The sequence below is a fragment of the Geobacillus proteiniphilus genome (assembly GCF_001908025.1).
Lineage (GTDB): Bacteria > Bacillota > Bacilli > Bacillales > Anoxybacillaceae > Geobacillus > Geobacillus proteiniphilus.
On sequence record NZ_MQMG01000025.1, the window covers coordinates 18,322 to 41,923 of the forward strand.

The following is a 23,602-nucleotide window of genomic DNA, read 5'->3' on the forward strand; positions in this document are numbered from 1 at the left end:
GCTCCCTCTTCCTATCATGATGTTTTTATTATTTTAATATGAACTGCATGCCTTCTTTAAAATTCTTGCTAAACAAAAGGAACAAAATCAAAATCGGCAGCGTGAGAAGCACTGAGGCGGCGTACATCGGCCCCGGATAGCCGCCGTACGGTCCAAACATTTGCGCCAACAACACGTTTAACGTCAACATCTTTTCGTTATTCACAACAAGCATATCCCAAAGCAGTTCCACCCATCGCTCCATGAAAAGGAACAAGAAAATGATCGTCGTAATCGAGCGCGACATCGGCCAGACAATGCGGCGAATGATGGTGAAATGGCCCGCTCCATCCATCTTTGCCGCTTCGATCAATTCATCGGGAATGCTGCGGAAAAAGTTCGTGTACATAAAGATGGCCCACAAGTTGACGGCCTTCGGCAAGATCATCGCCCAATACGTGTTGTACCAGCCGAAATACCGGACGATCAGAAACAGCGGAATAAGCAAAATGATCGATGGATAAAACATTTGAAACAAAATCGCGTTGTTGACCCATTGTCTCCCTTTAAATTTCACTTTCGACAACGCATATCCAACCATCACCGCCGTCACAAGCATGAGCAACGTTGACGCCGACGTGACGAGCAAACTGTTGAAAAACGCCCGAAGCCACGGCCGCGGCACGACATCTTCGCCGCCTTGAAACAGCCATTCATACGAGCGAAGCGTCAATGACGACGGGATGAGCTTTCGGTCGACCTCATTCCATGGGGCAAGAGAGCCTAACACCATATACAAATACGGAAACACCATGACGAACAAAACGGCAAACGCCAAAACATAAAGCAGTCCGACCTTCCATGTTTTACTCCCAGCCATGTTTGCCACCCCATTTTTCCAAAACCTTGCGAAAGACGAAAATCGACGCAAAGGTGACGATCGAATTGATAATCGCGACCGCGGTTCCGTAACCCGCATTTAATTTTTCAAACGCCTGGTTGTAAATCTCGAGCTGCCACGTATGGGTCGCATACTCCGGCCCACCGCCTGTCAACACATACGGTTCGGTGAAAATGCCAAACATCAAACCGACCGCCAAAATCGTCACTGTATAAAACGAAGGGTACAGCATCGGAATCGTCACGTGCCAAACCCGCTTCCAGCCGACCGCCCCGTCGATTTCGGCCGCTTCATACACTTCTTTCGGGATGCTTTCCAAGCCGGACAAAAACAGCAGCGCATAATATCCGACAAACTTCCACGCCATCATGAGCGCAATGACGAGCGGGGCTAAGATGGGCGAGCCGAGCCAGTCAATATCCCAGCCCAACGCGTCCCGCAAAAATTGATTCAATGGGCTGTTGTAGGAAATGACGCCTTTGACGACAATCGACGACGCCACCCCCGACGCCAAATACGGCAGAAAATATCCAACGGCAAACAATCCTTTCCACCGAGGCAGATGGTGAATGATCAGCGCCAAAAACAGCGAGCCGGCGATGACGATCGGCACAAACATCAACATAAACTTGTACGTCACCCAAAACGCCGCCCGCACGCTCGGGCTGAAGAAGGCGTCAAGGAAGTTTTGCATTCCCACCGTCTCATATTCGGGAGAAATTAAATTCCAATTCGTAAAAGCGAGATATAACGCCCAAAACAGGGGGATCAAAAAGAAAATAGCGGAATAGATAAGGTATGGGCTGGCGAGCAGCCAACCCACTTTTGCCGCATGTTTATTCATGTTATTTTAACACCCCATTGATCGCCTTTTCCATGTCCTCCCACGCTTTTTCTGGGGTTTTCTCGCCTTTGACGACCGGATTCAACGCCTCTTTGCCGATCAGCTCTTGAAGCTCAACCATTTTGGCGTTATCCATAGGCGGTATGGCGTTCGGAATGTTTTCCGCATACGGTTTCAGCTGCGGATTTTGTGCAAAATAGGAGACAAACGCCTCGTTCGTCGACAAGTCGTCCCGCGCCGGCGGCAAGTTCGTTTCTTTCAGCCATTCCAAATCGTTTTGCGGATCGGAATACACCCATTTGACGAAGTCGAACGCGGCTTGTTGCTGTTCTTTCGTCGCCGAAGCGTAAATGACCAGCCCTTTTGTATCGGCGAACGTTTTCGCCTGCGACGGGTTCATGCCATCAGGCACAGGCGGCATCGACAACACGTATTTCTCGTTAAACTTCATTTCCGGAAACTTCTCAGCCCAATACGGAAACGTCCACGGCCCTAAATCGGACATCACGGATGTACCGCTTTCAAACGGATCTTTCGTCTCTTTCGTCAACACGAGCTGATTTTTGCTTAAATCAGCGAAGAACTGGAGCGTCTTCACACCCGCGTCACGATCCGCACTCAACTTGTTCCCATCGATGAAATGCGTCCCATTCGACGCCGCATTGTAAATCATGAAGAAGTCAAACCATCTCGCCCACCACGTCGGTTTGACCAAGTCGGCTCTCGCCCATAGAAACTTGTTCGGATATTTTTCTTTCAGCTTTTTGCCGACTTCCATGACTTCGCTGTACGTCTTCGGCGGAGCGTTATACCCCAACTCTTTCAGAATATCGATTCGCCAACCGAACAGCATGGCGTTTGAGTAAATCGGCAACACATATTGATGGCCGTCGGCAAACTTCCATGTTGAAATCGTGCTTTTCATTTGCCGTTTGCCGATTAAATCATCAAACCCTTCAAATTGATCCAGCGGCACAATCGCCCGGCTGTCCGCCAGCTGTGCGGCAAACCCGCGGGAGATGTTTTCGGAAATGACCGGCGCATTTCCCGCGGCAATCGCCGACTGAATGCCCGCCTCCGAAGAAGGGCTTTCCGGCATCGGCGATACTTTGATTTTCACGTTTTGATGCTCTTCCATATAGCGATCCGCCATCTTCTTCCAGAATGCCTGCTGCGTCGGATTCGGCGCCGCCCAAAAATCAATTTGTACGGTCGATCCTTCCTTCTTCTGCCCTTGTTCATTCCCGGTCTGTCCTTGACAGCCTGTTCCCGCCACCGCAGCGGCAAGCAACAACGAAGCCAGTTTGAACCACTTGCGCTTTTTCATCGTCCATTCCCCCCTTGTATTGATGAGCAGATGTAAAAACGCTTACATAAACAGTCGCTTCAGACAACGCCTCTCCTCCCCATGACAAATCATAGAGACAGACAAACTTGTCAACTGAAAATGAATGTTTGTAACGGTATTTTATAACATTACAATGACATTATTTCATGATTCAACGAAATAGTCAACTTCTTTTTGCGGAAAAGACAAGAAAAAACCGTGAGTTTAGACGCAATCCATCAACTTGACAAATAACAATTGTAACGTTACAATATCATTCCGTATATATTTGTTCCGAGGTATTGAATGTCTTTCGTTTTCACAAGGGATATACTTGAACTAGAGAAAGCAAGCAAACGCTGCGAAAGCGGAGCCAACCTTCAAGATTTCGATGTATACTTGAATGATGGAAAGCGAAAAATCGCAACGGCCGTCCTTGTCGACGCCTCAAATCACCGAAAGGCAAAAATAGCGAACAAGTGGAGGTAACGAATGAAAAAACGCGTCACCATGCAAGACATCGCCGATCGACTGAACATTTCCAAAAACTCGGTCTCGCAAGCGCTGCGCGGCAAAGAAGGGGTGAGCGAAGAAACGAGGGAGCTTGTAAAGCGCACGGCCAAAGAAATGGGGTATGAATATCCCGCCTCCCGCGCGAAGTCGCGCGGCAAACCGCCGAAGCAAATCGCCCTCATCGCCTCCGACCGCACGTTTTCGCTGAAATTTTTTGGCGAAATCTACTTAAGCATTGAACAGGAAGCGCTGTCACACGGCATGAAGCTGCACATCCAATCGGTGAACAAAGAACAAAAAGAACGGCTTCTTTTGCCTTCGTTCATCGAGGAAAAACAAGTCGACGGCGTGATCGTCCTTTCCCACATCAGCACCGAGTACATCCAACAAATCGTCGCCACCGGCATCCCGACCGTCCTGGTCGACCATCACCATCCGAACATTCCAGCCGATGCGGTGCTGACAAACAATCGGTTCGGGGCGTATGTGGCCGTCCAGCATTTGTTGGAGCTCAACCATACTGACATCGCGTTTGTCGGCGACGTCAACTATTCGCCGAGCTATCAAGAGCGGTATGAAGGGTACTTATTGGCGCTGAAAGACTATGGAGTGAAACCGAACGAGGAGTGGATGTTCTGCCACGCGCAAGAAGACGAAACGGTCATCGCAGGCTACATCCGCGAGCTGAAGCGGCAGCCGACCGCCTGGTTTTGCGTCAATGACGGGCTTGGCTTTTTCGTCAGCACCGGCCTGCAGCAGTACGGGCTAAAAGTGCCCGATGACGTTTCCGTCTGCAGCTTTGACAACGGGCAGCTGTCGCAAATCGCGACGCCGAAAATCACGACCGTCGACATCGACCTGAAGCGCTACGGCAAACGAGCGGTGGAATTGTTGCGATGGCGGTGGGACAACCCGAACGAACCATTTCAGGAAGTGCTATTGTCTACGAAACTGATCAAACGGGAATCAACCGCAGCGAAACAGAAGCGCTAGGGCGGGGCTGGCCTTTTGCCTCGCCTGTTTTATGAGCGGCGTGTGGCGATTCATTTCCATTCACTTGAAGCCGCTTTGTTTCATTTCCTCAATCTCCGTCACAGACAATCCGGTCAGTTCGTGAATCGTTTGCGCATCAAAACCTTTCATCAACATCCGTTTCGCAATGTGCCGTTTTTCTTGTTCCGCTCCCTCTTTGCGCCCTTCCTCCCGTCCTTCCTTTCGGCCTTGAATTTTTCCCTTTTGCTCGTACGAAATGATCAATTCCAGCACGCGTTCTTTTTCTTTCGTCTCCATTTGTTCCACCTCGCTTCGAAGCTGTTGTTCTTCTTCATCGGACAGCTTCACATACGTTTCAAAAAAGCCCATCAACAAACGCTGTCTTGCCTCGTCTAGCTCGAGACGCACCAACATGCGCAAAAATTGCTTTTTCAGTTCCACTCGTTCATTTTCAGTATAACCCATTTTGCTAAGCAACGCAGCCGCCACCGGATTATCGATGCGGAGAAACTGACGCCAGTTTTGCTTGCGCAACTCCACATGGAAAAAGCGAAAGTCAAGCACATTACCAAACGGAAAAGAGAGCGTAAATGAGGATGGTTCATCGCGGATGACATCGTAGCTGAAGACGGCAATCGGAATGACCGGAGTGCGGTATTTTTCAAACAAGCGGCTGAAATAAAGAAACATTCGCTCTGGAAAAGACGATTGGATGTACGCTTGGTTTTCCACATGAACAATGATCCATCCGTCTTCCCCTTTGAACTTCGTTTCCACCAGCAAGTCTACCCGATACTTCTCCCCAGCCGTTACGTCCGTAAACAGCTCTTCGGACAAAAACGACAAATGGTTGAAATCGATATGCTCGTGCATATCCGGGAAAAAGAGAAGCACAAACTCCTCAAAAAACGTCTGCAACAACTCCTTGAACAACCGGTCGTGATCGATCCCCATACATTCACCTCACACGAATAGGTTTCGTATTTTCTTTTTCGACATCATCAAGCAAAATCCTGCCGATGGCACAAAAATGGCTGTCCCTTTTCGAGAAGAGACAGCCAAGACGCCGACCGCAATGTGAAGCCCCCTCCATTCCTGGATATGAATGTTTCGCCACTTGCACGCAAGGCCTAGAAGTGGGGGATTCCAAGGCTACTACATCCCCACCTTCCTTCCCTCAGCCGCAACTTTCGCCCGGCGGAAGCGGGCGATCACGTCATCCATCCCCCCGCTGCCGAACATCACGCCCGCGACGATGAAGAGAAAACCAGCCAGCTGCATCCATGAAATCGGCTCACCAAGCAGCCAGTGCGCCCCAAGCAACGAAAAGAGCGGATTCAAATTAATGAACACCGCTGACTCGGCGGGCCCGAGGTGCTGCACAGCTTGGTTGTAAAACATATGACCGAGCGCTGTGGCCACGACCGCCGAAGCAAGGAAAATCATCCAAAGCGGAAGCGTGCCCTCTTTCAAACTCGATAGGCCGCTCGGCTCGAGCACGAGGCTTAAGACAAACAGCCAAAGCGACCCGAAGACGAGCATCCACCCTGTCATCACCCGCGCCTCGACCGTCGCCTTTTTGATCATAATGAAGCTGATCCCTTGCGCCAAGACGGCCAAAAAGATGTACACATCCCCGATTGACAAATGGCCGAGGCCGCCGTCGCCGTTCGCGACGACAAACACGACGCCAAAAAACCCGAGCGCGATGCCAAACAAACGAAACAACGTCGGCCGCTGCCCCAAAAACACGATCGCCAACAGCGCCGTCACAAGCGGCACCATCCCTAAAACAAGGCCCGCGTTCACCGCCGTTGTCCTCGCGAGCCCCAAAGCTAAAAAGAAGTGATGGGCCACCACGCTGAACAATGCGGCCAAGCCAATCTGTTTCGCCTCATTCCAACTGACTTTTTGAAGCTTGCCGATCCCCCATAAAAACAAAAGCACGACCAACCCGGCCGTTAGAATGCGCAGCGCCGTCAACGCGACGGGCGAAAAATGCTCCACAAGAATTTTCAACGCCGTCACGTTCAAGCCCCAAGCAACCATAATGGCGACCAACAGCGCATAAATAAATGATTTCCGCATCGCTCTCTACCTCTCCTGCATCTCTGTTTTCAGCGGAACGGCAAAGGAAAAACGGAGCCCTAAACGCTCCGCCTTTCCATCCGCCTCCAAATAGGACAAACCACCGTTTCTCACGCTAGTGCATCATTTCCAACAACCCCTGCCATCCATTTTACTACACTCTGATGAATTTTTTGACTAAAAAATGCGGCCGTATGTCTATCCTGTGACACATGCCACGGCGCTTCCTCCCCTTCCCTGCCCATATCCGCCGCCCATCGTGCATATGGTATAACAGAGAGGAGAGGAGACCCCATGTTCCCACGCTACCGCCAAAAGACGATCCGAGCCAGGACTGGGGTGGCGGTTCTCACTGCCGTCGCCGTGTTGGTGGCGATCTTGTCTCTGTTTCTTTCGAACGAACGGAACGAGGCAAAGGAAATCGTGGACACGTTTTACCGCTACGAGCAGGCAGGGGATTTTGGCAGCTCTTGGGAGCTGTTTCACCCGCTTATGAAAAAGAAATTCCCAAAAGACGTCTACATCCAGCGCCGCGCCCACGTCTTTATGCAAGACTTCGGCGTCGAGACGTTCGACTACCGCATCGATGAGGTGGAAAAACTGTCGTCGTGGTCGATGTCTGATGAGAACAAACCGCTTCACGATGTGTATCGCGTCCGCGTCATTCAGACGTTCCATAGCGCTTTTGGCGTGTTCGAAATCCATCAAGACGTCTTCGTCGCCAAAGAAAAAGGGGAAAAGAACATTTTGTTCCCTTACCGCCCGTAACCCCCAACATCTATGCGGCCCCGATATCGACCGGGCGCCGCTTTCACCGCTCCTTCCATTCCTCGATGATCTCAAGCGTCCGATTAATGCCGACATTGTATATCAACAGCTTAAGCAAGTTTTCCCGCTCCTCTTTCGTAAAAAAGAGATCGCCGTCAATGATCTCAAGCGGGACAGGGGAGAGCTCGGCATACAGCTCATAATCAACCTTCTGTCCTTCCGGTTTTAGGACAAACGTTCTCATTCGCGCCATCCTCCTTTTTCCCCTACACGTTTTGACAAGAAACACCCGTTAGGCAACGCTCCCTGTCAAGTATAGACTAACGCACAGCGCGTTCATGCGACTGGCGGCCGCACCGTATTCACATGCCATGCGCATGAGACTCTCTTCCTATTTGAGCAACCTTATTCGAATCTTCTCATACACTAATGTATCATCAATCGGAGCTGTTTTCTCCATCCAGCGAAAAAAGGAGCGAAATGCCATGTACAAACATATCGTCAAACGTGGGGAAACGATCGCCTCCATCGCCCGCGACTACCGCACATCTGTTGAGGCGCTCCTTCGCGCCAATGGGTTGACCGCCGCGTCCGTCATCTTTCCCGGGCAGGAGATCGTCATCCCCCACCTTCCGCCGAAAGGATCGATTCCCTACACGATCCACATCTCGATCAGCCGCCGCCAGCTGACGTTAAAACACCGGGGACGAACGATCCGCACGTATCCGATCGGCGTCGGCAAAATGGTCACCGCCACACCCGTCGGCGACTTTGTCATCGTCAACCGCCAGCCGAACCCAGGCGGGCCGTTCGGCGCGATGTGGCTCAGTTTATCCAAACTCCATTACGGCATCCACGGCACAAACGACCCGTCCTCGATCGGCAAATACGTATCCAAAGGCTGCATCCGCATGCATAACAAAGACGTGCTCGAACTCGCCTCCATCGTTCCGAACGGAACAGAAGTGTTTATCCGGCCGTGAGGGCAAAACAGCGTCATTCATCCATCTGTTCCGGGTCGCAACCCGTTTGATCTTTCAAGAAGATGTCATTCACTCCCACCGAACGAACACCGTGTTTCCGCTCACGATGGCAGCTGACAATCGGTCGGGCAAGTAGTATAATTGAGGTAAAAAGCGAATGGAGTTGAGACGATGCCAGGCGGGATCTCGCATCACGCCAAAGACATTTTGTTCAAGTCGCTGAGCGCATTGTACCAAAACCAAGCCTTCGATGTGTACGGACTTCACGGACTCCCGCGGATCAAAGCACTGCTTCCAACCGAATTTCCGTCTGTACGGGCGGATGAACGGCGCGCCGACACTGTGTTTCTTCTCGAAGACGATTCCATTTTGCTTCTGGAGTACGAAAGCAATGAACGATTTCTCGACAACCATTTAAAGTATCTTGATTATGCCTGCCGCATCCTTCACACATACTATCAACAGGAAAAACGAATACGCCCGATTCGCATCGTTGTGATCTACACAAGCGATGTCACGAGCGCCCGCGAACAACTTGACGCCGGCGATGTGTTTCCTTTCATCCAAAGCGGTGCTGCTTGGCGAATTCAACGGCGATGCGATTTTCCATGCCATTGAAGAAAAAGTCCACAACGGCGAACCGCTTACTCCGGAAGAAACGATGAAACTCATCCTCGTGCCGCTCATGCACACCCGCTTTGACCGACAAACGATGATCGAAAAAACGATCGAACTGGCCAAAACGATCGGCGACGAACCGAAACAGCTGCACATCATCGCCGGCGTTCTGACCGCCACAGACAAATTCATCGACCGGTCATACGCCGAAAAAGTAAAGGAGTGGATCAAAATGAACAAAGTGTTTCGCCTGTTAGTCGAAGAACTTGAACAAGAAAGAGAAGAAATGTTGAAGAAAGTGATGCAGGAAAAAGAACAGGCGATCAAGCAAACGGAAAAACGGAAGGCCATCGAAATCGCCAAAAATTTGCTTGATGTTCTTCCCATTCACGAGATCGCCAAACGAACCGGCCTGACCGTCGCCGAAGTCGCCGATCTCGCGAAGGAAATGGACAACCATCAGCCGCCGATCCAATAGCGCCAAAGAGCCGCAACCGTGCGGCTCTTTTCATCTTCCCTTTGCTGCTTGGCAAGATCTCAATTTCTTTTGTTTCCTTTTTTTCTTTTGTTTCTCCAGCCAAAATAGTATAATGGATATAAACATCAAGGAGGGAAAGAAAAATGAGCACTTTGTCCCGCAAAACAGAAACCCGAAAGACAGCCCCCCCACCTCTTCACGAAACTGTGCTAAGCGACAACGTTCGACGTTATGTAGAATTGGTCCAACAGTCGCTTGAACTTGAGAAGCGAAAAAAAGAAATCTATTCCAACCTAAGCGACCAGGAAAAACAGAGCGTACGGCATATTCTTACCGAAATGGCGGAACAAACAATTCCAGATGATCTCCATGTCCGCGATGTGGCTCTTCTGCTTGATGTCACGCCGCAAATGGTGCGCCGTTATTGCGCAGAAGGAAAAATCGAGGCTTACCAACGGCTTGGAGACAGTGGAAAATGGATCATCCCGGCCGCACAGTTTTTTCACCACCCAAACTGGCCTTCATTTCTCCAAATGAGAGAACAGCTGAAAAGCCAGTCGATTCGTATCGCGGAAAAAATGGAAAAAGAGTTTGGAGAATAGGAGAAAGTTCTTCATGAGCGGAAACGGCACGGAAACAAAAGCATATTTGCTGGATACAAACGTATTCCGATACAAGTCAAGCCCATCTGCCCACATGAACCACAAAAAAGCCGCCAAGCGTTTTTGGAAAGATGTTTTGCAGGAAGTTCGCCATGAAGAGGCTGTGCTCTATATCCCTAAAGAAGTCATCCGAGAGCTTGAATTGCAATCCTACACACTTGGCGAAAAGGAAAGGCAACGGATCTCGGAATTGTTGGAAAATATAACGATAACGATTCCCGATTGGACAACTCCCGATATGGAACACCAAGTAAGAAAAATGGCGGCTTATATTCGCTCTGAATACCAGAGGAAAATCAATGCCATGAGAGACATGGAATACGGCAGCGTGTCTGATGCCCGTATCCTGCTAACCGCTTGGCAATACGACTGCATTCTCGTCACAGCCAATATAAAAGATTTTGCGCTTTATCCTCTTCTGTTTCCTCGACACGAACATAGACTGCTTAATCTTTTATCAAATGATTATATCACCATTTCCCCAAGCATATATGACACCATTCATCATGACCCAATATTCACGGGCATGCTCCAAGAACTGAATGACTTAATCAACAGATGATTTAGACCGCATCGTCTTCCTAAAAGCATAACAAAGTCATTTCTCTATTTTGCCGGTCGCCAATGGCAAACCGCAGAGCCGATCAAAACGAAACAAGCATTCCTTGTTATCACTTCCTCCCAGAATGATGTTCCTGATGCCGGAAACAACAAAGCGAATCGGGCTGACCGTCGCCGAAGTCGCCGACCTCGCGAAGGAAATGGACAACGATCAGCCGCCGTCCCCATAGCGCCAAAGAACCGCCACCGTGCGGCTCTTTTCCCCCGTAACTGATCTCAGCGCCCAAAGCAAACAAGAGCGAAACAGCCCCTTTCATTTGCCGTAAAAGCGAACACGCATCCCACACGTCATCCCGCTACTGGCCACTTGCCAATTGCTGGCGAGCTTCACCCGTTAACAACAAATACGAACGGCGCTTTCCACCCTCATGACGTTCCACTTTCTCCGTCCACGGGTGAAGCAAAAACAACCCTAACTTTAGGCGAGATTCCGGATCCACCATTTTTTGCCGCACGCCATCTTTATGGGCGATGAGCTTCTCAATCACGTTGAACATCGCCTTCTTGCTTAGAAACACTTCCTTTTCCTTCGAACTCAAGCGCACGATAATCCCCTCATCGGAAAACGAAACGACGCGAAACGCTTCCTTCCCTTTGAACGTCGATACCATTTTTCCTTCGTAAAGCTTATCCAGCAACGACTTCCACATTTCCTCCGCAAATAGCTGTTGGTTCATGCCCTCTCCCCCAATGATAAAAAGTGTCTTTTTCCATCTCCCCTACCCCCGCGCATTGCCATCAAGTGAAGCCTTGGAGCGAGTGGCTCCAAGGCTTCACTCTTCATCTTTGACAGCTGTGACCATAAGAGATATAAAAGATAGACATGCCAAATACACCTTCCCCATAGAAGGTTTTTTTCATGGTATGAGGCGGGATTTTCTCACGACATCGGCACGATTCCCAAACTCTCCATAATGTCTACAGCACTCTTTTTTGTATAACGCCTTGATTTTGTTCCGTGTTGAGCGATGATCTCACACAGTTTTAAGAGGAGTTGGACAGCCAGCTCCTCCGAACACCATAAGGCTTGAAAGAAATCCATGCCGAATTCCTTGGTCATACTCATCGCCTTATATTCGCTCAATTCCTTTTTCTGTTTTCTTAGCTTGATGGCTATGGGGTCAGCCCCTTGATCACAAACCTTGGTGTAATGGAAGACCGAACAACCACCTGGAAGCGGCATTGTTCCAGTCTCCTGACAGTCAATCCAATCGCTCTGTAAAAACTACGAAGGTTAAAAGCTTTAAATTGCATCTATATAATGATCAAAGGACCAGCGGGATTCAAGCGGCGTAAGCACAATATTTTACACTTCCTCTGGTTTATTAACAGGCAAATCTCCGAAAAAGCGATCAAACCACTCATCATTTTGAGTCTGTTCACCTTCTGAATCAACAAGGATACTTTTTTCATTGTTGCAAGACTGTTGTTGGCTTTGAAGGTTATTTATCATTTGTTCATATAGTTCCACCTGTTGCCGTAAAGCGGTAGATTCATCTTGGTAGGCGATGCGCTCCCGTTCGAAATCGCGAAGTGATGTTTCTAATTGAACCTCTAGTTGTCGCACCGTCTCTTCCAACTGAACAATGCGCTCTTCATATGTTTGTTGTAGTTTTACCTTTTCCAGCTTCCAACGATTTTCTGACCGTTCTTCTATTTCTTTGGTTATAACCTCCATTTTCTTGTTTTTACTTTCGACTTCCCGCTTTAATAATTGATTTTCCCTTTCTAATTCTTCAACTTGTAACCTTAGTTTTCCGATTTCTTGTCCAAGCTGCCCTGCTTCTTTCTGTTTCTGTTTAACTTTTTGCTTTTCCTCCTCTAATTTTTTTAAGAGTGTTGATGTTTCTTTCATTTGTTTAGCCAGTTGCTTCTCTTTCGAACCAAGCTGGGTTTCCATTCTTTTTAACTGCTCCTGTAACATTTCTACTTCCCTCTTCTTCTCCTCATACTGATCTCTAAAACTTTCTTGTTTCACCCGATCGCGAATGTCCATTAATGTCTGGATGATATTCGTTAGTTCTCCGTATAACCCCTCTTTCATCTGTTCGCCCTCCTTTGCCTCTCGTTTAATCTCAAAAGAAGGAGGGAGTTTAATACCTGTTTCCTCCTCAAACTTTTCCCCATACTCCTCTAAAACTTTGGGAATACGGTGGTGCAACAGCTCGTGAAAACGAAGCCAAGTAATATATATGCTGTAGCTCATCTCCCCTTTTTGAACGAGGCCGTCTAAGTAATCCGCTTTTTCCTCTAGAGATAAGGAAGAAAAGTTTTCAAATCGTTCCTCTGATAATCGCAACATTTCACTGTTTATATTGGCAAAAAAGTTATATAGTCGGTAATTACTGTTAATATGTGGGCTGACTTTACGGATTAATTCCTGTTTTGTCACTTCCCCTTTTTTTAATTTCCATATCGTTAAATTTGTTTTGGCCAATAACGTCTTTTCATCCTCAAGCGCCTCACATAACTGTCCGAGATTGAAGTGAGCGAGCAGGCAAGCATCTAAATATACCTTATCCACCCCTTCTACTTCTATATATTTTAATCTCCGCAACGTCTTTCCCGTCTTGCTTTTTGCCATCGATCCTTCCCCCTTTTATGGATGATGGATGCAATTATTTCAATAAAGAGGCAGGGAACCGAACTATTCCCCGCATGTTTAAAAAATATCGTCTGTTTCCATATGATGTTCGCTTGTACCCACACCGCCAAAACGCTTCGGCAATCGATCAAGCAGCTGCTCAATTTCCCTTTTTACCGCAATGTCTGTTTCACGATTTTTTGCCTCGTACACGACTGAGAGAGGCAACAATTTATTGCTCGTACTATTAGCGAATTTGATAATCAGCCGGTAAATTTCCAAGCGGACAGGAGCGCTCGGCTGCTGATCAAGTTTTTTCTGCAAATAAACTCCGATTTTAGGCGTGAGGCGATTCGGTTTTTGCAACGCTGCTAAGACCATTAGAGCTTCACGGTCTTCCATATTGACCATTTTTTCCGCCATATAAAGATGATATTTTTCATTTAATAAACTTACGAGCCCGCTGAAAGCATGTTGTTCCTGTGCACTGCCGCGGACTAAAAAATGCAAAAACTCATCCATCGCCTGTCGGTCTCCTAAACTGACTAACGCATACAGCGCCTCTGCGCGAATGGAATCGTCCTTTACATATGGACGGATTTGCGGGATTTGATCTTTTGTTCCACAAGAAGCCAATGCCTTTAAACAGGCCTCTTTGATTTTTTTGTTTTTGTCCCCTTGTAAATGAGCGAGTAGAAGGGGGGCGAAACTTTGATCGCGAGTATGGGCAATCCCTTCAATAATCGCTGCTTTCTTTTCAGGAAACTGACCCAATGCCTCGTTCAATTTTTGGGCAACGATCGGTTTGCGAATTCCTCCTAATAATTGGCATGCACGACGAATTCGATATGGATCTGTTTCCTTCCTGATAATCTCCATCAAAATCGGGATAGCTTCATGTTTAAACGAACGAATGCCCGTCGTATAAATAGGGCGAATTTGCCGCAAATTACAGGCAATTAGCGCCTCAAACAAATCGTAAATGACAGCAGGTTTCAGAAGAGAGAACCGCCTTGCAATTTGAATCGATTTTTCAATTGTCTCCGTTCGAGCAGGATCAACGCGCTGAATAAGCTGAATTAACGGCTGAATGATAGAAGAATCCCTCATTTCCAGCAATGCCTCAAAGCAGTAAGGGAACAGTTCAGGGTCCTCGGCAAGCTTTAAAATGAGAGGAATGACTTCCCGTTCCTGAATGAGCCCCGCCGTGCGGATGGCTAATTCTAAATGTTGACGGTTCGTCGCGTGCTCCAGCACTCCTTTAATCATAATTCTCCCTTTCAAGTTTAATAATGTAAGGCGACTGAGCAATTCCGCCAGTAAAGCCCTCTTGGCAGGCTTACGATAAAACATGCGGACTTCGCGGAAAATCAATCCGACTGCGTCCACTCCCGCCTGTTCAATCTGTTTCATGGCTTTTTGAACAACACGCTCATCATCGCTTTTAGCGATTATTTCTATTTCTTTTAATAAAGGTTGCAACTTGGATGGAAGAGAAGAAAAGCTCAAATCGATATACATGACTCCCCCACGGTTGCTTGTCACCCTTTTTTTTCTCTCTTCCCCCACGACCTCAGGGCCGCTGATATCAGAAAATAAATCTATGTCTTCGCCTTCACTAAGTTGCTGTGCTTGCTTTGTCAGTATTTCTTCAATCTGTTGCTCGTCATATTTAGGCTGTCGTAGCGATGTCACCTCTTCCGCCAAACGTTCTAACTCTTGTGCTCTTTTCCGATTTTTCTCCTGCAATACTTCCAAAATATTGAACATTGTGTCCCTTCCCTTCCTTTTTTATCAATCATCTCAAATGATCCTGGAGATTGCGGATTTGTTGTTTCTTATCATCGTCATATTCAGGAATGCCAAAGTTAACATGAATTTTTTGCGTTTCGTCTTCTGTAAGCCATGCGCTGACAGTAACATTCCGATCTTGATCGACATCAAGATGAATCGTTAGCGGTGCGCCTACTCTAACCGGTTTAGAAAATTCTAATACAGCATTTTGTAAAAACTTCCGTTCCATCGCTTTTGGATCATCAGCGGTAAACAGCTCGAGCTCCATTTCCGTAACGTAATCGCTATGTTCCCCACCTGTCACATAAAAACCATTCGCAAAAGTTTTTTGAAATGGAACTTCCGTATATTTCTTGATCAAGGTGACAGGTTCCCCTTCAAAAACGTCAATGTAAATGTTTTGCGGCATCGTGATTCCTGTCTTTCCTATTTCATCGATATTGGAGAGACGAATCCGATTGCGATTATAATGGTAGATCGCCGCCCCTCTCGATACAGCATACATAGAGTTAACAGGCATAAGTGGAACAACGCGGCGTCCAAACAATTGATAAATGCGCTCTTGTACTGTTGGGTAGTAAGTCATTCCCCCTACCAAAAATACATAGTCGATATCATCCATCGTTAACGGGACACGTGCTTCCTTAATGGCATTGCGAATCGGATATTCGATGCATTTCTTTTCCTCATAAGCATATTGGGCATCCAGCAACGGACGAATGGCCTCATCAATCTCTGCTTTGGTAATATGGAGGCTAACCCGCAGGTCTTCAGGGACATTGGCCATGAGTTGAACAAAATTATATGAGTCCATTTCCTTTTTCTGTTCGTCCGACAATTCCACATAACTTTTTCCATTGAGATTCATCTGTAATGTCATATTGATCTTGTTCGCAATTTGAACTTTCGCTTCCTCCGCCATGGCTAGAAGTGACTCCCTAATCTGAAGACGCACATGTTGTGACAATGCCTGAAACTGCTGTTTTGTTAGATGTTTTTCTGTCATCATCTTATGCAACCATTTATCCATGAGCTTTCTCATAATCAACTCATCAAAGTCGGTCCCACCAAGCTCGGTATACTGGGAGATGGAAAGCTCAGTAATGTCAAACCCTCCATTGTGATTGCGGCTCACGCGATGAATAGTCACATCGCATGTGCCCCCTCCAAGGTCGAACACCAAAATGTTTTTTGGGCCGCTATTTAAATCGAAAGCACTGTATTGATCGGATGCCCCTTTTTCTTGATTGAGGAAATCGATCAACGCTGCCGTTGGTTCCGGAATCATAATGATTTTATTCCGGTCAAAGCCCGCTAATACGGCTGCTTCACGCGTCGCCCCTTGTTGCTGGAAGTTAAAGTTGGCTGGAATAGTAATGACAGCCCCATCAATTTTCTGGCCTAGAAACCGCTTTTCAACTGCATTTTTAACCGCCTTCAAATAAAACGAAGAAACCTCGGACGGCGTGAAATACTGGCCATTTGCCATCTTCCAGCGATATTTCTTGTCTTCCCCGATATAGCGTTTGGCCTTACTGGCGGTGAATTGCGGTTCCATCCGCGCCATTTTTTTCGCATAGCGCCCCACATAAGGAATAGAGTTTTCATCAATGTAAAGTACGCTTGGCAGCAGTTTTTCTTCAATATAGTTTCCATACTCATCCACTTGGCCGATATCCAGCGTTTCTGCCTGCAGTTGGCCAGTGGGGCTTAAATACGCAATCGAAACCGTTGTATTTGTCGTTCCTAAGTCAATTCCGACATAGCACTCTAATTTTCCCATCTCCTACCAACACCTTCCTATCAGCTTTCTTTCATTTCTTCTACTAAAGGTTGCACAATGACCTGGCCATATATCGTCCAACCGCAACGAACAATTTTTACGCGCACCTCATCGGTAGAACTAGCGATCGGTTGAAGCATCATAAACCGTTCCCTCAATTCTTGTCTTGTTACTGTTAATTCTTGACCAATGCTATATCCATAAGTAGTAGGTTCGACACCGAACAGACTCAACGCATTAAATAAGTTCATTAAGCGCCCTTTTGTCATTTCCAAATTCGCCAACGATCTGCCCTGACTTTCCTCATATAATTCAGAAAGCAAATAGTGGTGCTGACTGCCGCCGACAGCCTGCACAAACTGTTTAAATCGTCTCCATTCATTTTCTGCTTGTTTCTTCCTTATTTTTTCCATTTCTATATACAGACGCTGATTTTCCTCTTTCAGCCGCGCAATCACCTCCTCATATTCCTCATGCGGTGCATAATCCTCTCCGATAGGATAAGCGAGTTGCTGTTCCAGCGTCTCCAATCCGCCTTTAATCCGAGCGGAGAACTCATCTACCTCCATAATCAAACGCTGTACCATTTCATGCTTAGCCGATGATAGGGCAACAGTGGCTTCTTTCCCTTGGACATCACTCTTCTCATACGTTTCCTGCGCACCTTCGGCAAACGAAATTTCTTCACTCTGTTCCTCTTTATTCTCTGGTTCCATGTCTATAAGATCCATTTCTTCCCCTATCAAGTGACTGACTTTCTTACCTATGTTGTGCAAAAATTTTACCGCTACTTCATCTTGCTTTTTTTCTTTTAAAATTGGAATGATAATACGAAGCATTCCTTGATTGAAAACAAGTTCGTCTGGAGAAAACAGTTGGCCATACTGGTGCATCGCCTTATAATCTGCAAGACCGTCTTTTCTCGTCATCAGTAAAGAATGGAGTGCCTTCATTATCTCGCCTTTTGTATCAATTCCTTGAAACAGTGAAGGCAAAACTATTTCCCCTAGTTGAACTACATCACTTGGGTGATCAACAAGGAGCAGGGTGGTTCGGACAAACAGCTGCACGAACAACTGCTGATTCCCTTGTGCATACAGCTCATAGGACAGAAAATGGCCGTTGCATATTGCTTGAAATGCTTTTTTCATGGTGTCATGGCGGATCGGCAAACGATCTATCATCGCCCGGGCTATAAACTTATCAATCTCTGGGTAAGACCGCAAATTCCATTCTTTAGCAACCAAATCAGCCACATCACTATTGTTTTGTTCATTCACATATTCGAAAACGACTTTTTCCACTATGGACTGTAGTTTCCATAAAAATTGAGCCCGTCTTGAAAATGTATCGAGTTTATATTGCTCTAGTTGTTGGTCTAAATCTTTTCGATTAATTCCTTCCCTGTCAATAAAATTCCAAAACTCTCTAGAAAGCCCTTGATACTTTACAAACTGTTCTAACCATTGTAACGCCATTCAAATACTTCCCCTCTCAAAAATGTATAAACCGTATGATTTTTAGCTGCAATCACAGGCACCGTCATATTGTTTTTTAACAAAGAAAAGACCGTTGGATACACCTCTCCCTGCGAACGAGGAACAGAATATTTCCGTTCATGATCCCCGTGAACAAGGAAAACTGCTGACGGATTTAGCGACACAGCATTTTTTATGACTTCCTCCCGACTGGCATGAGCGCTTAATCGTATCGATAAAATTTCCGCTTCAACGGCATATAGACGCCCGTTCAGTTTCACCATGTTTACTTGATGATTTAATAAAGAATGCCCTGCACTCTCTTCATCTACGTATCCGGAGAACGCAATGGCACTTTTTTTATCCGATACGATCCTTTCTGCATAACGGGACGAGGCGCTGCCATCAGCTAGCATTCCCGAACTGGCTATAATGCAATTTTTCCCCTGACTCATCACACGCTCAATAAACTCCTCTAATGACCCTTGACGGTAAAAGCTCCTCGCTTCCCAAATCCCTTTAGTAAGTAAGGAAACATGTTTGCCTTCCAAAGATAAATACGAATCATATATATGAGAAACTTCAACTACTAAACCATCAATATAAACAAAAAAAGGAAAAAAACGATTACTTTGGAAATACTCGTGCAAAATCAGTATAATCTCCTGAGCACGCCCGAGCGCAAAAGCCGGAATGAGTATATTCCCTCCTCGGTCCATTACTTTCTTTATTTGCTTTATTAACTGCTCTTCTTGCTCTTTTCGGCTCATACAGGCATTCATTGGTAGCGACCCATATGTATTTTCTGTAATTAAAACATCTACGTGTAAGTTTGAAGGTAACACCATCCCTTTTACCGTTTTTTGATCTGTTATAGAAAAATCACCGGTATAAAAAATAGAAACTCCCTTTATTTCCAACAATACCGCTACGGCCCCCAAAATATGCCCCGCATAATAAAAAGTCACTTTCCATTCATCGTCCTTGGAAGGAATGAAAAACGAATGGCGGACACATTTGATATGTTCAAGCGTTTTGTACAAATCAGCCTCGTCGAATCCGATTTCCTCTGCCCTATACTGCTTAAACAAGTCGGCCAGAATCACCTCCATTAACTGTTTCGTCTCTTCTGTAGCATAAATCGGCATGTTCGGATATTTGCGGTGCAAATACGGAGCTGCCGCGCTATGATCTATATGAGCATGGGTAATAATCAACGCGTCAATATCATGCCCACTAATATTTAATTGGTCTAAAAGTGCGTAATTAGGGATAACATTTTCGCCTTCCAAATAAATCCCAGCATCTAATAAAATATGATGCCCCTTAACGGATATGAGTATAGATGAACCGCCAATTTTTTCCCCTCCTCCTAGTACGGTTATTGTCACTTGATCGAGATCATGTTTTTTCCCAATTCCTCTCGTTTTCTCTAAACGGTGGAAAATACGCACCGATTCTCCCACGTCCGCATAGTGAATAAAGTGATGATGCAGGAAATCATACCCCTTCAATCCATCGACCATCACAACGATTTTCGCCGCCAGCCAGTGAGTATGGAATTGTTTCACTTTCTCTATTTCCTGTGAGGAGATCTCCTCACCGATAGCCAACTTTCCGTAAACCATATAGAGAAATTGCTTCTCAGCCAAAAATGGATCGACAAATGTTCTCTGACAAAACTGTTGCCATTCCTCTTTCGTGATCTTTCGTTGATGCATTTTTTGCACAATTAGGAAGAAATCCCAGTTTTCTTCACAAAGACAAAGGGACAAATTTTTTAAATTCTCATTCTTCCACCACTCTTCCAGCAAGTCGAGTTTGACAGAACAGACGAACAGTTCATCAGCCTTATTCGATAAATCAGATTGCAAAAATAACAATTTTCGCAGGTGAAAACGGGCCTGTGGAAAATTCTCTTTTTCTATTTCCAAAACTATGAGAAATAAGATAACATCCATATAGATGCCTTGATAAGCGATACTTTCTGCAAAAAGCCGCTCAGTGACTTCACATAGTTCCACTGCTTCCAAATATACGTTTTCGCCTTGCGCCCATAATTGCTGCAGAATCGGAAGGCAAACTTTCGGTTGCTTGGAGACTCCGTATTGTTCGTATACCCCCCAAAGCTCTTCAATCTTACTTCCAGCTTTCCTCCATACTTCTACAAATATCGGAACAAATTTTTCCAGATCTCCGCCTTTTTCTAGGGCTTCTTTGGCCAATGACAACACTTTTTCATAGTTCCCTATTTTATAGAAATATTGAACCAAAGCATGGAGCATATCTAACGTAATATCTTTTTGTTTAGCCAATTCCTCGTAATAAAAAGCTGCCTCTTGGAACCTGTGCCGATTTTCTAGAAAAACAGCTTTGTGAAAAAGCTCCTCATTTCTGCCCATTCTTTCGTCCCCTAGTCCCGTTATTTTTATGTCGTCAAAATATATTTTAGCAAATTATTCCTAACTTTTTTGTCAAAATACGTCGAATAAAATATAATTTTCTACATACTTACACAAAAAAACTAACGAGGAACTACCCAAGAACTCTCAGGAGTTTTTCATTCGCGCCACCGCAAACAGACCAATGCACCAAAAGTCCTCCATAGTTATGGCGGAAGAGGATCAAGCTCTTCACCAGAAGTTGTGCTTGATTTTTTCAGAACATGTCCTACCCGAGTTCGACAATGACTAGGCAAACAAAATGCCTCTCAACCCTTGATACAAAAGGGATGAGAGGCGATGCCTAGCATCTTCGAAAGGGGCTCCAGCACTAGAGCCGTAAGGAATTGTGTTTGTTTGGTTGCCAGCTCGAATGCTGATCAAGGCTCACGTTTTTTGTAGAAAAATATCTAAGTGCGAGGCACTCTCTTACTACCTGACGCCATCCAAACTATCAAAGAATCAGTCAACTGAACAGAGTATTCGATTTTTGCAAATTGTCATTTGATTCCCATTCGTTGTGAGCAAGCTGGAGATACGCCACGGCAGTTTTATTTTTGTGTGGCTTATTGCATGTACATGCAATAAGGAAAAATGGTCAATTCGTGTGCCTATTCAATTCGGCTTTTTTCTAGGATCCATACCGCGAAATCCTTGATATTACTGCATTTTAGTCTTTTTCATGTGCCTAAAATGGCCTCAAAACTGTCGAACTCGGGTAAATCGATCCTGAGCCCGTTTGTTACAAACTGGACAAAACACATCCCATTCGTCTGGTGTTTCCTTATGATAATTCATTCCTGAATGTTTAGTATATTTAAACAAAGTGGCAGTTGATGATTCATGAGCATCTTTTTTCGCATAAATTCTTCCTTTTCTGTTGAAACAAAAAGACTCTACCCAAAAGGCTTCGCATTCCGGATTACTGCATGTAAAATACTTTTTCTTTTTCTGTTGAACATCGTACTCACACTTAGCAGGAAAGTGTGCACCGCAATGCATGCACACTCCGTTATACCCTAAATGATAATGCAGCAGCATATTCATCCATTTTACAAACCCTTTTTTATTGCTAGGCTTATAATCAAAGCTGCCTAAACGGTGCCTAAGTTCTTCTTGTTTCCTATGATTTATTGCCGCATTCCATGTATGAATCGAAACATCCTTTAATTTATTTGGATGCATTAAAAAGGATGCTATAGGCTTCTTCGGCAAAGGTTCATAATATTTTTCAAATGATACATCACGAACGATTTCAGCCCAATACTCCCGATTAGGCAATGGCTTATACTTTGCATCCAAAAAAGCCGTCTCCGTTCGAAACGAATCCCGGAAAATAAAAGTAAAATCAGGTCTATAAGATTTTTCCGCATCTAAAAAAGGACGTTCATAATAAACTTCAAGTGTTAAATCCATTTCTTGCAGCTCATAACTATTTTCATAACGATAAACAGGGCGGTGAAAGGTAAAAGATATTCCTTCTAACCCCCTTTTTCTTTGAAGACGTCGTTGAATTTGGGTATACGGATTTTGAACCGGGATAAAACCGCATTCGTAAATTAATGAATGAATAATCGAAAGCAAACACCATACTTCATATAATTTTGGTGACTTTTGCAAAGGAGCATATGTATTTGACAATTGCTTCAACGGCTTTAAATTCAACAAATCGTCTAAATATTGATACGCTTCACTGTAAAGAGGCGAAAATGTAAACAAGTGCGTTTGCGCCAGTTCCTCTTCGCCTACATTCAAGTAATGCAAATTTAAACATTTCTTTGCTATATCAACAATCTCTTCCCAATAACGCTCACTCTCGCAAACTAACCGAAGGAATTCGGAAACATGAACCAAATCTTTCTTTATAGAATTATTGATTCTTTTCTGCTCCCAAATTCCTAGACGCTGATCTTTCTCACTAGATAATGCATAAATTAAAAAATCCCTTCTTTGACATAAATCTCTTTTTCTGTTCCGCGCCTGTCTTAAATAACGGTCCGCATAATCTATTAACCTCTCTAGCCCCCAGCGTATCATTCTATGTTCCAAAATATCTATGGAACGCACGTTTACAGGAATCGAAAACTTATCTTTAAACGGAAAAAGCTTGCGGTTGATCAAAAATTCTGCATTAAACCGTTTTATTTTGGAAGAAGGGACTAATTGTTGCTCACGTATTAATTGTTCATGGGGCGCATCTTCCAATTCCAATAACACTTCATGAAGTTTTTTCGTCTGTTCCAATGCATATTGAGCCGCCTCAACATTTTCTCTCCACAATCTCATTGGCGTCGCAGGCCCCTCGTTAGCCGTCAATAAATCTTCAAGCATATGGACGATTTCGTCTTTCATCTGCTGAAATTCTTCCTCTGTCAATAAACTGCTTGTGATATAAACGTCGCTAGACCTGTCTATTATATACCCGTCTCCATCTTCCGCCTCAAAGAAAAAAGTGCCGCATTGATTAATACCGATGGGGCTTCGTTCCTCAAGTTCATCGCCTTTATCATACCAAACATCCCATTGTTCATCATAAATTAAAGGAATTCGCTGCTCTCTCGACGTTACACCATAATGGGACAAGAATACTTTTTGGACTTTATTATTCGATGTTTTTACAACAATCGTCCCTTCATATTCAGAAGCAATATAACAGTTGCTTTCTCCATTAAAAATCAGCGGACTGATTAATTTTTGTATAGGGCGTTCGCTTGTAGACTTGATCTCAGCGATCCATAATTCCACTT

The 23,602-nt window shown here is 45.4% G+C and carries 18 protein-coding genes and 2 pseudogenes; 6 read left to right on the forward strand and 14 right to left on the reverse strand.

Features of this window, described 5'->3' with window-relative positions; genetic code table 11:
* Positions 1-28: 28 nt before the first annotated feature.
* From BRO54_RS09990 to BRO54_RS10000, 3 genes are read right to left on the reverse strand one after another with little or no spacing between them, the layout of a single operon-like run.
* Positions 29-859: a carbohydrate ABC transporter permease gene (locus tag BRO54_RS09990; RefSeq protein WP_074043849.1), complete on the reverse strand. Its 831-nt coding sequence runs from the start codon at positions 857-859 to the stop codon at positions 29-31.
* Positions 846-1,724 carry a carbohydrate ABC transporter permease gene (locus tag BRO54_RS09995; protein WP_074043850.1) on the reverse strand — a complete coding sequence of 293 codons (879 nt, stop codon included), beginning with the start codon at positions 1,722-1,724 and terminating at the stop codon, positions 846-848. Before BRO54_RS09995 ends, BRO54_RS09990 begins: the two co-directional genes overlap by 14 nt.
* 1 nt (position 1,725) lies before the next feature.
* Positions 1,726-3,051, reverse strand: a complete 1,326-nt coding sequence (locus tag BRO54_RS10000; RefSeq protein WP_074043851.1) for an extracellular solute-binding protein — start codon at positions 3,049-3,051, stop codon at positions 1,726-1,728.
* A gap of 492 nt (positions 3,052-3,543) precedes the next feature.
* Here BRO54_RS10000 and BRO54_RS10010 point away from each other — a divergent pair, with 492 nt between their 5' ends.
* Positions 3,544-4,557 carry a substrate-binding domain-containing protein gene (locus BRO54_RS10010; RefSeq protein WP_074043853.1) on the forward strand — a complete coding sequence of 338 codons (1,014 nt, stop codon included), beginning with the start codon at positions 3,544-3,546 and terminating at the stop codon, positions 4,555-4,557.
* A gap of 60 nt (positions 4,558-4,617) precedes the next feature.
* Here BRO54_RS10010 and BRO54_RS10015 read toward each other — a convergent pair whose 3' ends face one another.
* A complete protein-coding gene (locus tag BRO54_RS10015; RefSeq protein ID WP_074043854.1) occupies positions 4,618-5,511 on the reverse strand; it encodes an Rpn family recombination-promoting nuclease/putative transposase in 894 nt (297 codons plus the stop codon).
* Between the two features lie 201 nt (positions 5,512-5,712).
* Positions 5,713-6,645, reverse strand: coding sequence for a DMT family transporter (locus BRO54_RS10020; protein WP_074043855.1), 933 nt, complete (start codon positions 6,643-6,645; stop codon positions 5,713-5,715).
* 294 nt (positions 6,646-6,939) lie between these two features.
* On the opposite strand from BRO54_RS10020, the gene BRO54_RS10025 reads away from it, so the two are divergent.
* On the forward strand, positions 6,940-7,413 hold the full coding sequence (locus BRO54_RS10025) for a hypothetical protein (protein ID WP_011232748.1): 474 nt from the start codon (positions 6,940-6,942) through the stop codon (positions 7,411-7,413).
* Positions 7,414-7,456: 43 nt separating this feature from the next.
* Here the strand turns inward: BRO54_RS10025 and BRO54_RS10030 are convergent, their stop codons facing one another.
* Positions 7,457-7,657: a hypothetical protein gene (locus tag BRO54_RS10030; protein WP_011232749.1), complete on the reverse strand. Its 201-nt coding sequence runs from the start codon at positions 7,655-7,657 to the stop codon at positions 7,457-7,459.
* 241 nt (positions 7,658-7,898) lie between these two features.
* Between BRO54_RS10030 and BRO54_RS10035 the strand changes: the two genes are divergently transcribed.
* The 4 genes and pseudogenes from BRO54_RS10035 to BRO54_RS10050 all read left to right on the forward strand — a co-directional run bounded on the left by BRO54_RS10035 (position 7,899) and on the right by BRO54_RS10050 (position 10,716).
* Positions 7,899-8,396, forward strand: coding sequence for a L,D-transpeptidase family protein (locus BRO54_RS10035; RefSeq protein ID WP_013524776.1), 498 nt, complete (start codon positions 7,899-7,901; stop codon positions 8,394-8,396).
* Positions 8,397-8,567: 171 nt separating this feature from the next.
* Positions 8,568-9,492, forward strand: a pseudogene (locus BRO54_RS10040) (RpnC/YadD family protein).
* Between the two features lie 143 nt (positions 9,493-9,635).
* Complete coding sequence (locus tag BRO54_RS10045; protein WP_013524778.1) at positions 9,636-10,094, forward strand: MerR family transcriptional regulator; 459 nt, start codon at positions 9,636-9,638, stop codon at positions 10,092-10,094.
* 13 nt (positions 10,095-10,107) lie between these two features.
* Positions 10,108-10,716: a DUF4411 family protein gene (locus BRO54_RS10050; protein WP_074043856.1), complete on the forward strand. Its 609-nt coding sequence runs from the start codon at positions 10,108-10,110 to the stop codon at positions 10,714-10,716.
* A gap of 355 nt (positions 10,717-11,071) precedes the next feature.
* Here the strand turns inward: BRO54_RS10050 and BRO54_RS10055 are convergent, their stop codons facing one another.
* The 8 genes and pseudogenes from BRO54_RS10055 to BRO54_RS10090 all read right to left on the reverse strand — a co-directional run bounded on the left by BRO54_RS10055 (position 11,072) and on the right by BRO54_RS10090 (position 23,600).
* Positions 11,072-11,452: a hypothetical protein gene (locus BRO54_RS10055; protein ID WP_239691244.1), complete on the reverse strand. Its 381-nt coding sequence runs from the start codon at positions 11,450-11,452 to the stop codon at positions 11,072-11,074.
* A 203-nt stretch (positions 11,453-11,655) separates the two neighbouring features.
* Positions 11,656-11,877 (reverse strand): annotated as a pseudogene (locus BRO54_RS10060) (IS4-like element ISGka3 family transposase); the annotation flags it as partial.
* A gap of 204 nt (positions 11,878-12,081) precedes the next feature.
* Entirely contained in the window at positions 12,082-13,359 is a 1,278-nt protein-coding gene (locus tag BRO54_RS10065) for a hypothetical protein (RefSeq protein ID WP_074043857.1), read from the reverse strand.
* 78 nt (positions 13,360-13,437) lie between these two features.
* Positions 13,438-15,129 (reverse strand): HEAT repeat domain-containing protein, encoded by a 1,692-nt coding sequence (locus tag BRO54_RS10070; protein WP_074043858.1) that lies wholly within the window; start codon positions 15,127-15,129, stop codon positions 13,438-13,440.
* 28 nt (positions 15,130-15,157) lie between these two features.
* Positions 15,158-16,936 (reverse strand): Hsp70 family protein, encoded by a 1,779-nt coding sequence (locus BRO54_RS10075; RefSeq protein ID WP_074043859.1) that lies wholly within the window; start codon positions 16,934-16,936, stop codon positions 15,158-15,160.
* 20 nt (positions 16,937-16,956) lie between these two features.
* Entirely contained in the window at positions 16,957-18,414 is a 1,458-nt protein-coding gene (locus BRO54_RS10080) for an HAD family hydrolase (RefSeq protein WP_074043860.1), read from the reverse strand.
* Positions 18,396-20,816, reverse strand: coding sequence for an MBL fold metallo-hydrolase (locus BRO54_RS10085; RefSeq protein ID WP_074043861.1), 2,421 nt, complete (start codon positions 20,814-20,816; stop codon positions 18,396-18,398). The genes BRO54_RS10080 and BRO54_RS10085 overlap by 19 nt, the downstream gene beginning before the upstream one ends.
* A gap of 738 nt (positions 20,817-21,554) precedes the next feature.
* Positions 21,555-23,600: a hypothetical protein gene (locus BRO54_RS10090; protein ID WP_074043862.1), complete on the reverse strand. Its 2,046-nt coding sequence runs from the start codon at positions 23,598-23,600 to the stop codon at positions 21,555-21,557.
* Positions 23,601-23,602 lie beyond the last annotated feature (2 nt).

What these genes read in the sequence shown, in the direction of transcription:
- BRO54_RS09990 (WP_074043849.1), bottom strand. Translation starts at nt 859, where the DNA reads ATGGCTGGGAGTAAAACATGGAAGGTCGGACTGCTTTATGTTTTGGCG.
- BRO54_RS09995 (WP_074043850.1), bottom strand. Translation starts at nt 1,724, where the DNA reads ATGAATAAACATGCGGCAAAAGTGGGTTGGCTGCTCGCCAGCCCATAC.
- BRO54_RS10000 (WP_074043851.1), bottom strand. Translation starts at nt 3,051, where the DNA reads ATGAAAAAGCGCAAGTGGTTCAAACTGGCTTCGTTGTTGCTTGCCGCT.
- BRO54_RS10010 (WP_074043853.1), top strand. Translation starts at nt 3,544, where the DNA reads ATGAAAAAACGCGTCACCATGCAAGACATCGCCGATCGACTGAACATT.
- BRO54_RS10015 (WP_074043854.1), bottom strand. Translation starts at nt 5,511, where the DNA reads ATGGGGATCGATCACGACCGGTTGTTCAAGGAGTTGTTGCAGACGTTT.
- BRO54_RS10020 (WP_074043855.1), bottom strand. Translation starts at nt 6,645, where the DNA reads ATGCGGAAATCATTTATTTATGCGCTGTTGGTCGCCATTATGGTTGCT.
- BRO54_RS10025 (WP_011232748.1), top strand. Translation starts at nt 6,940, where the DNA reads ATGTTCCCACGCTACCGCCAAAAGACGATCCGAGCCAGGACTGGGGTG.
- BRO54_RS10030 (WP_011232749.1), bottom strand. Translation starts at nt 7,657, where the DNA reads ATGAGAACGTTTGTCCTAAAACCGGAAGGACAGAAGGTTGATTATGAG.
- BRO54_RS10035 (WP_013524776.1), top strand. Translation starts at nt 7,899, where the DNA reads ATGTACAAACATATCGTCAAACGTGGGGAAACGATCGCCTCCATCGCC.
- BRO54_RS10045 (WP_013524778.1), top strand. Translation starts at nt 9,636, where the DNA reads ATGAGCACTTTGTCCCGCAAAACAGAAACCCGAAAGACAGCCCCCCCA.
- BRO54_RS10050 (WP_074043856.1), top strand. Translation starts at nt 10,108, where the DNA reads ATGAGCGGAAACGGCACGGAAACAAAAGCATATTTGCTGGATACAAAC.
- BRO54_RS10055 (WP_239691244.1), bottom strand. Translation starts at nt 11,452, where the DNA reads ATGAACCAACAGCTATTTGCGGAGGAAATGTGGAAGTCGTTGCTGGAT.
- BRO54_RS10065 (WP_074043857.1), bottom strand. Translation starts at nt 13,359, where the DNA reads ATGGCAAAAAGCAAGACGGGAAAGACGTTGCGGAGATTAAAATATATA.
- BRO54_RS10070 (WP_074043858.1), bottom strand. Translation starts at nt 15,129, where the DNA reads ATGTTCAATATTTTGGAAGTATTGCAGGAGAAAAATCGGAAAAGAGCA.
- BRO54_RS10075 (WP_074043859.1), bottom strand. Translation starts at nt 16,936, where the DNA reads ATGGGAAAATTAGAGTGCTATGTCGGAATTGACTTAGGAACGACAAAT.
- BRO54_RS10080 (WP_074043860.1), bottom strand. Translation starts at nt 18,414, where the DNA reads ATGGCGTTACAATGGTTAGAACAGTTTGTAAAGTATCAAGGGCTTTCT.
- BRO54_RS10085 (WP_074043861.1), bottom strand. Translation starts at nt 20,816, where the DNA reads ATGGGCAGAAATGAGGAGCTTTTTCACAAAGCTGTTTTTCTAGAAAAT.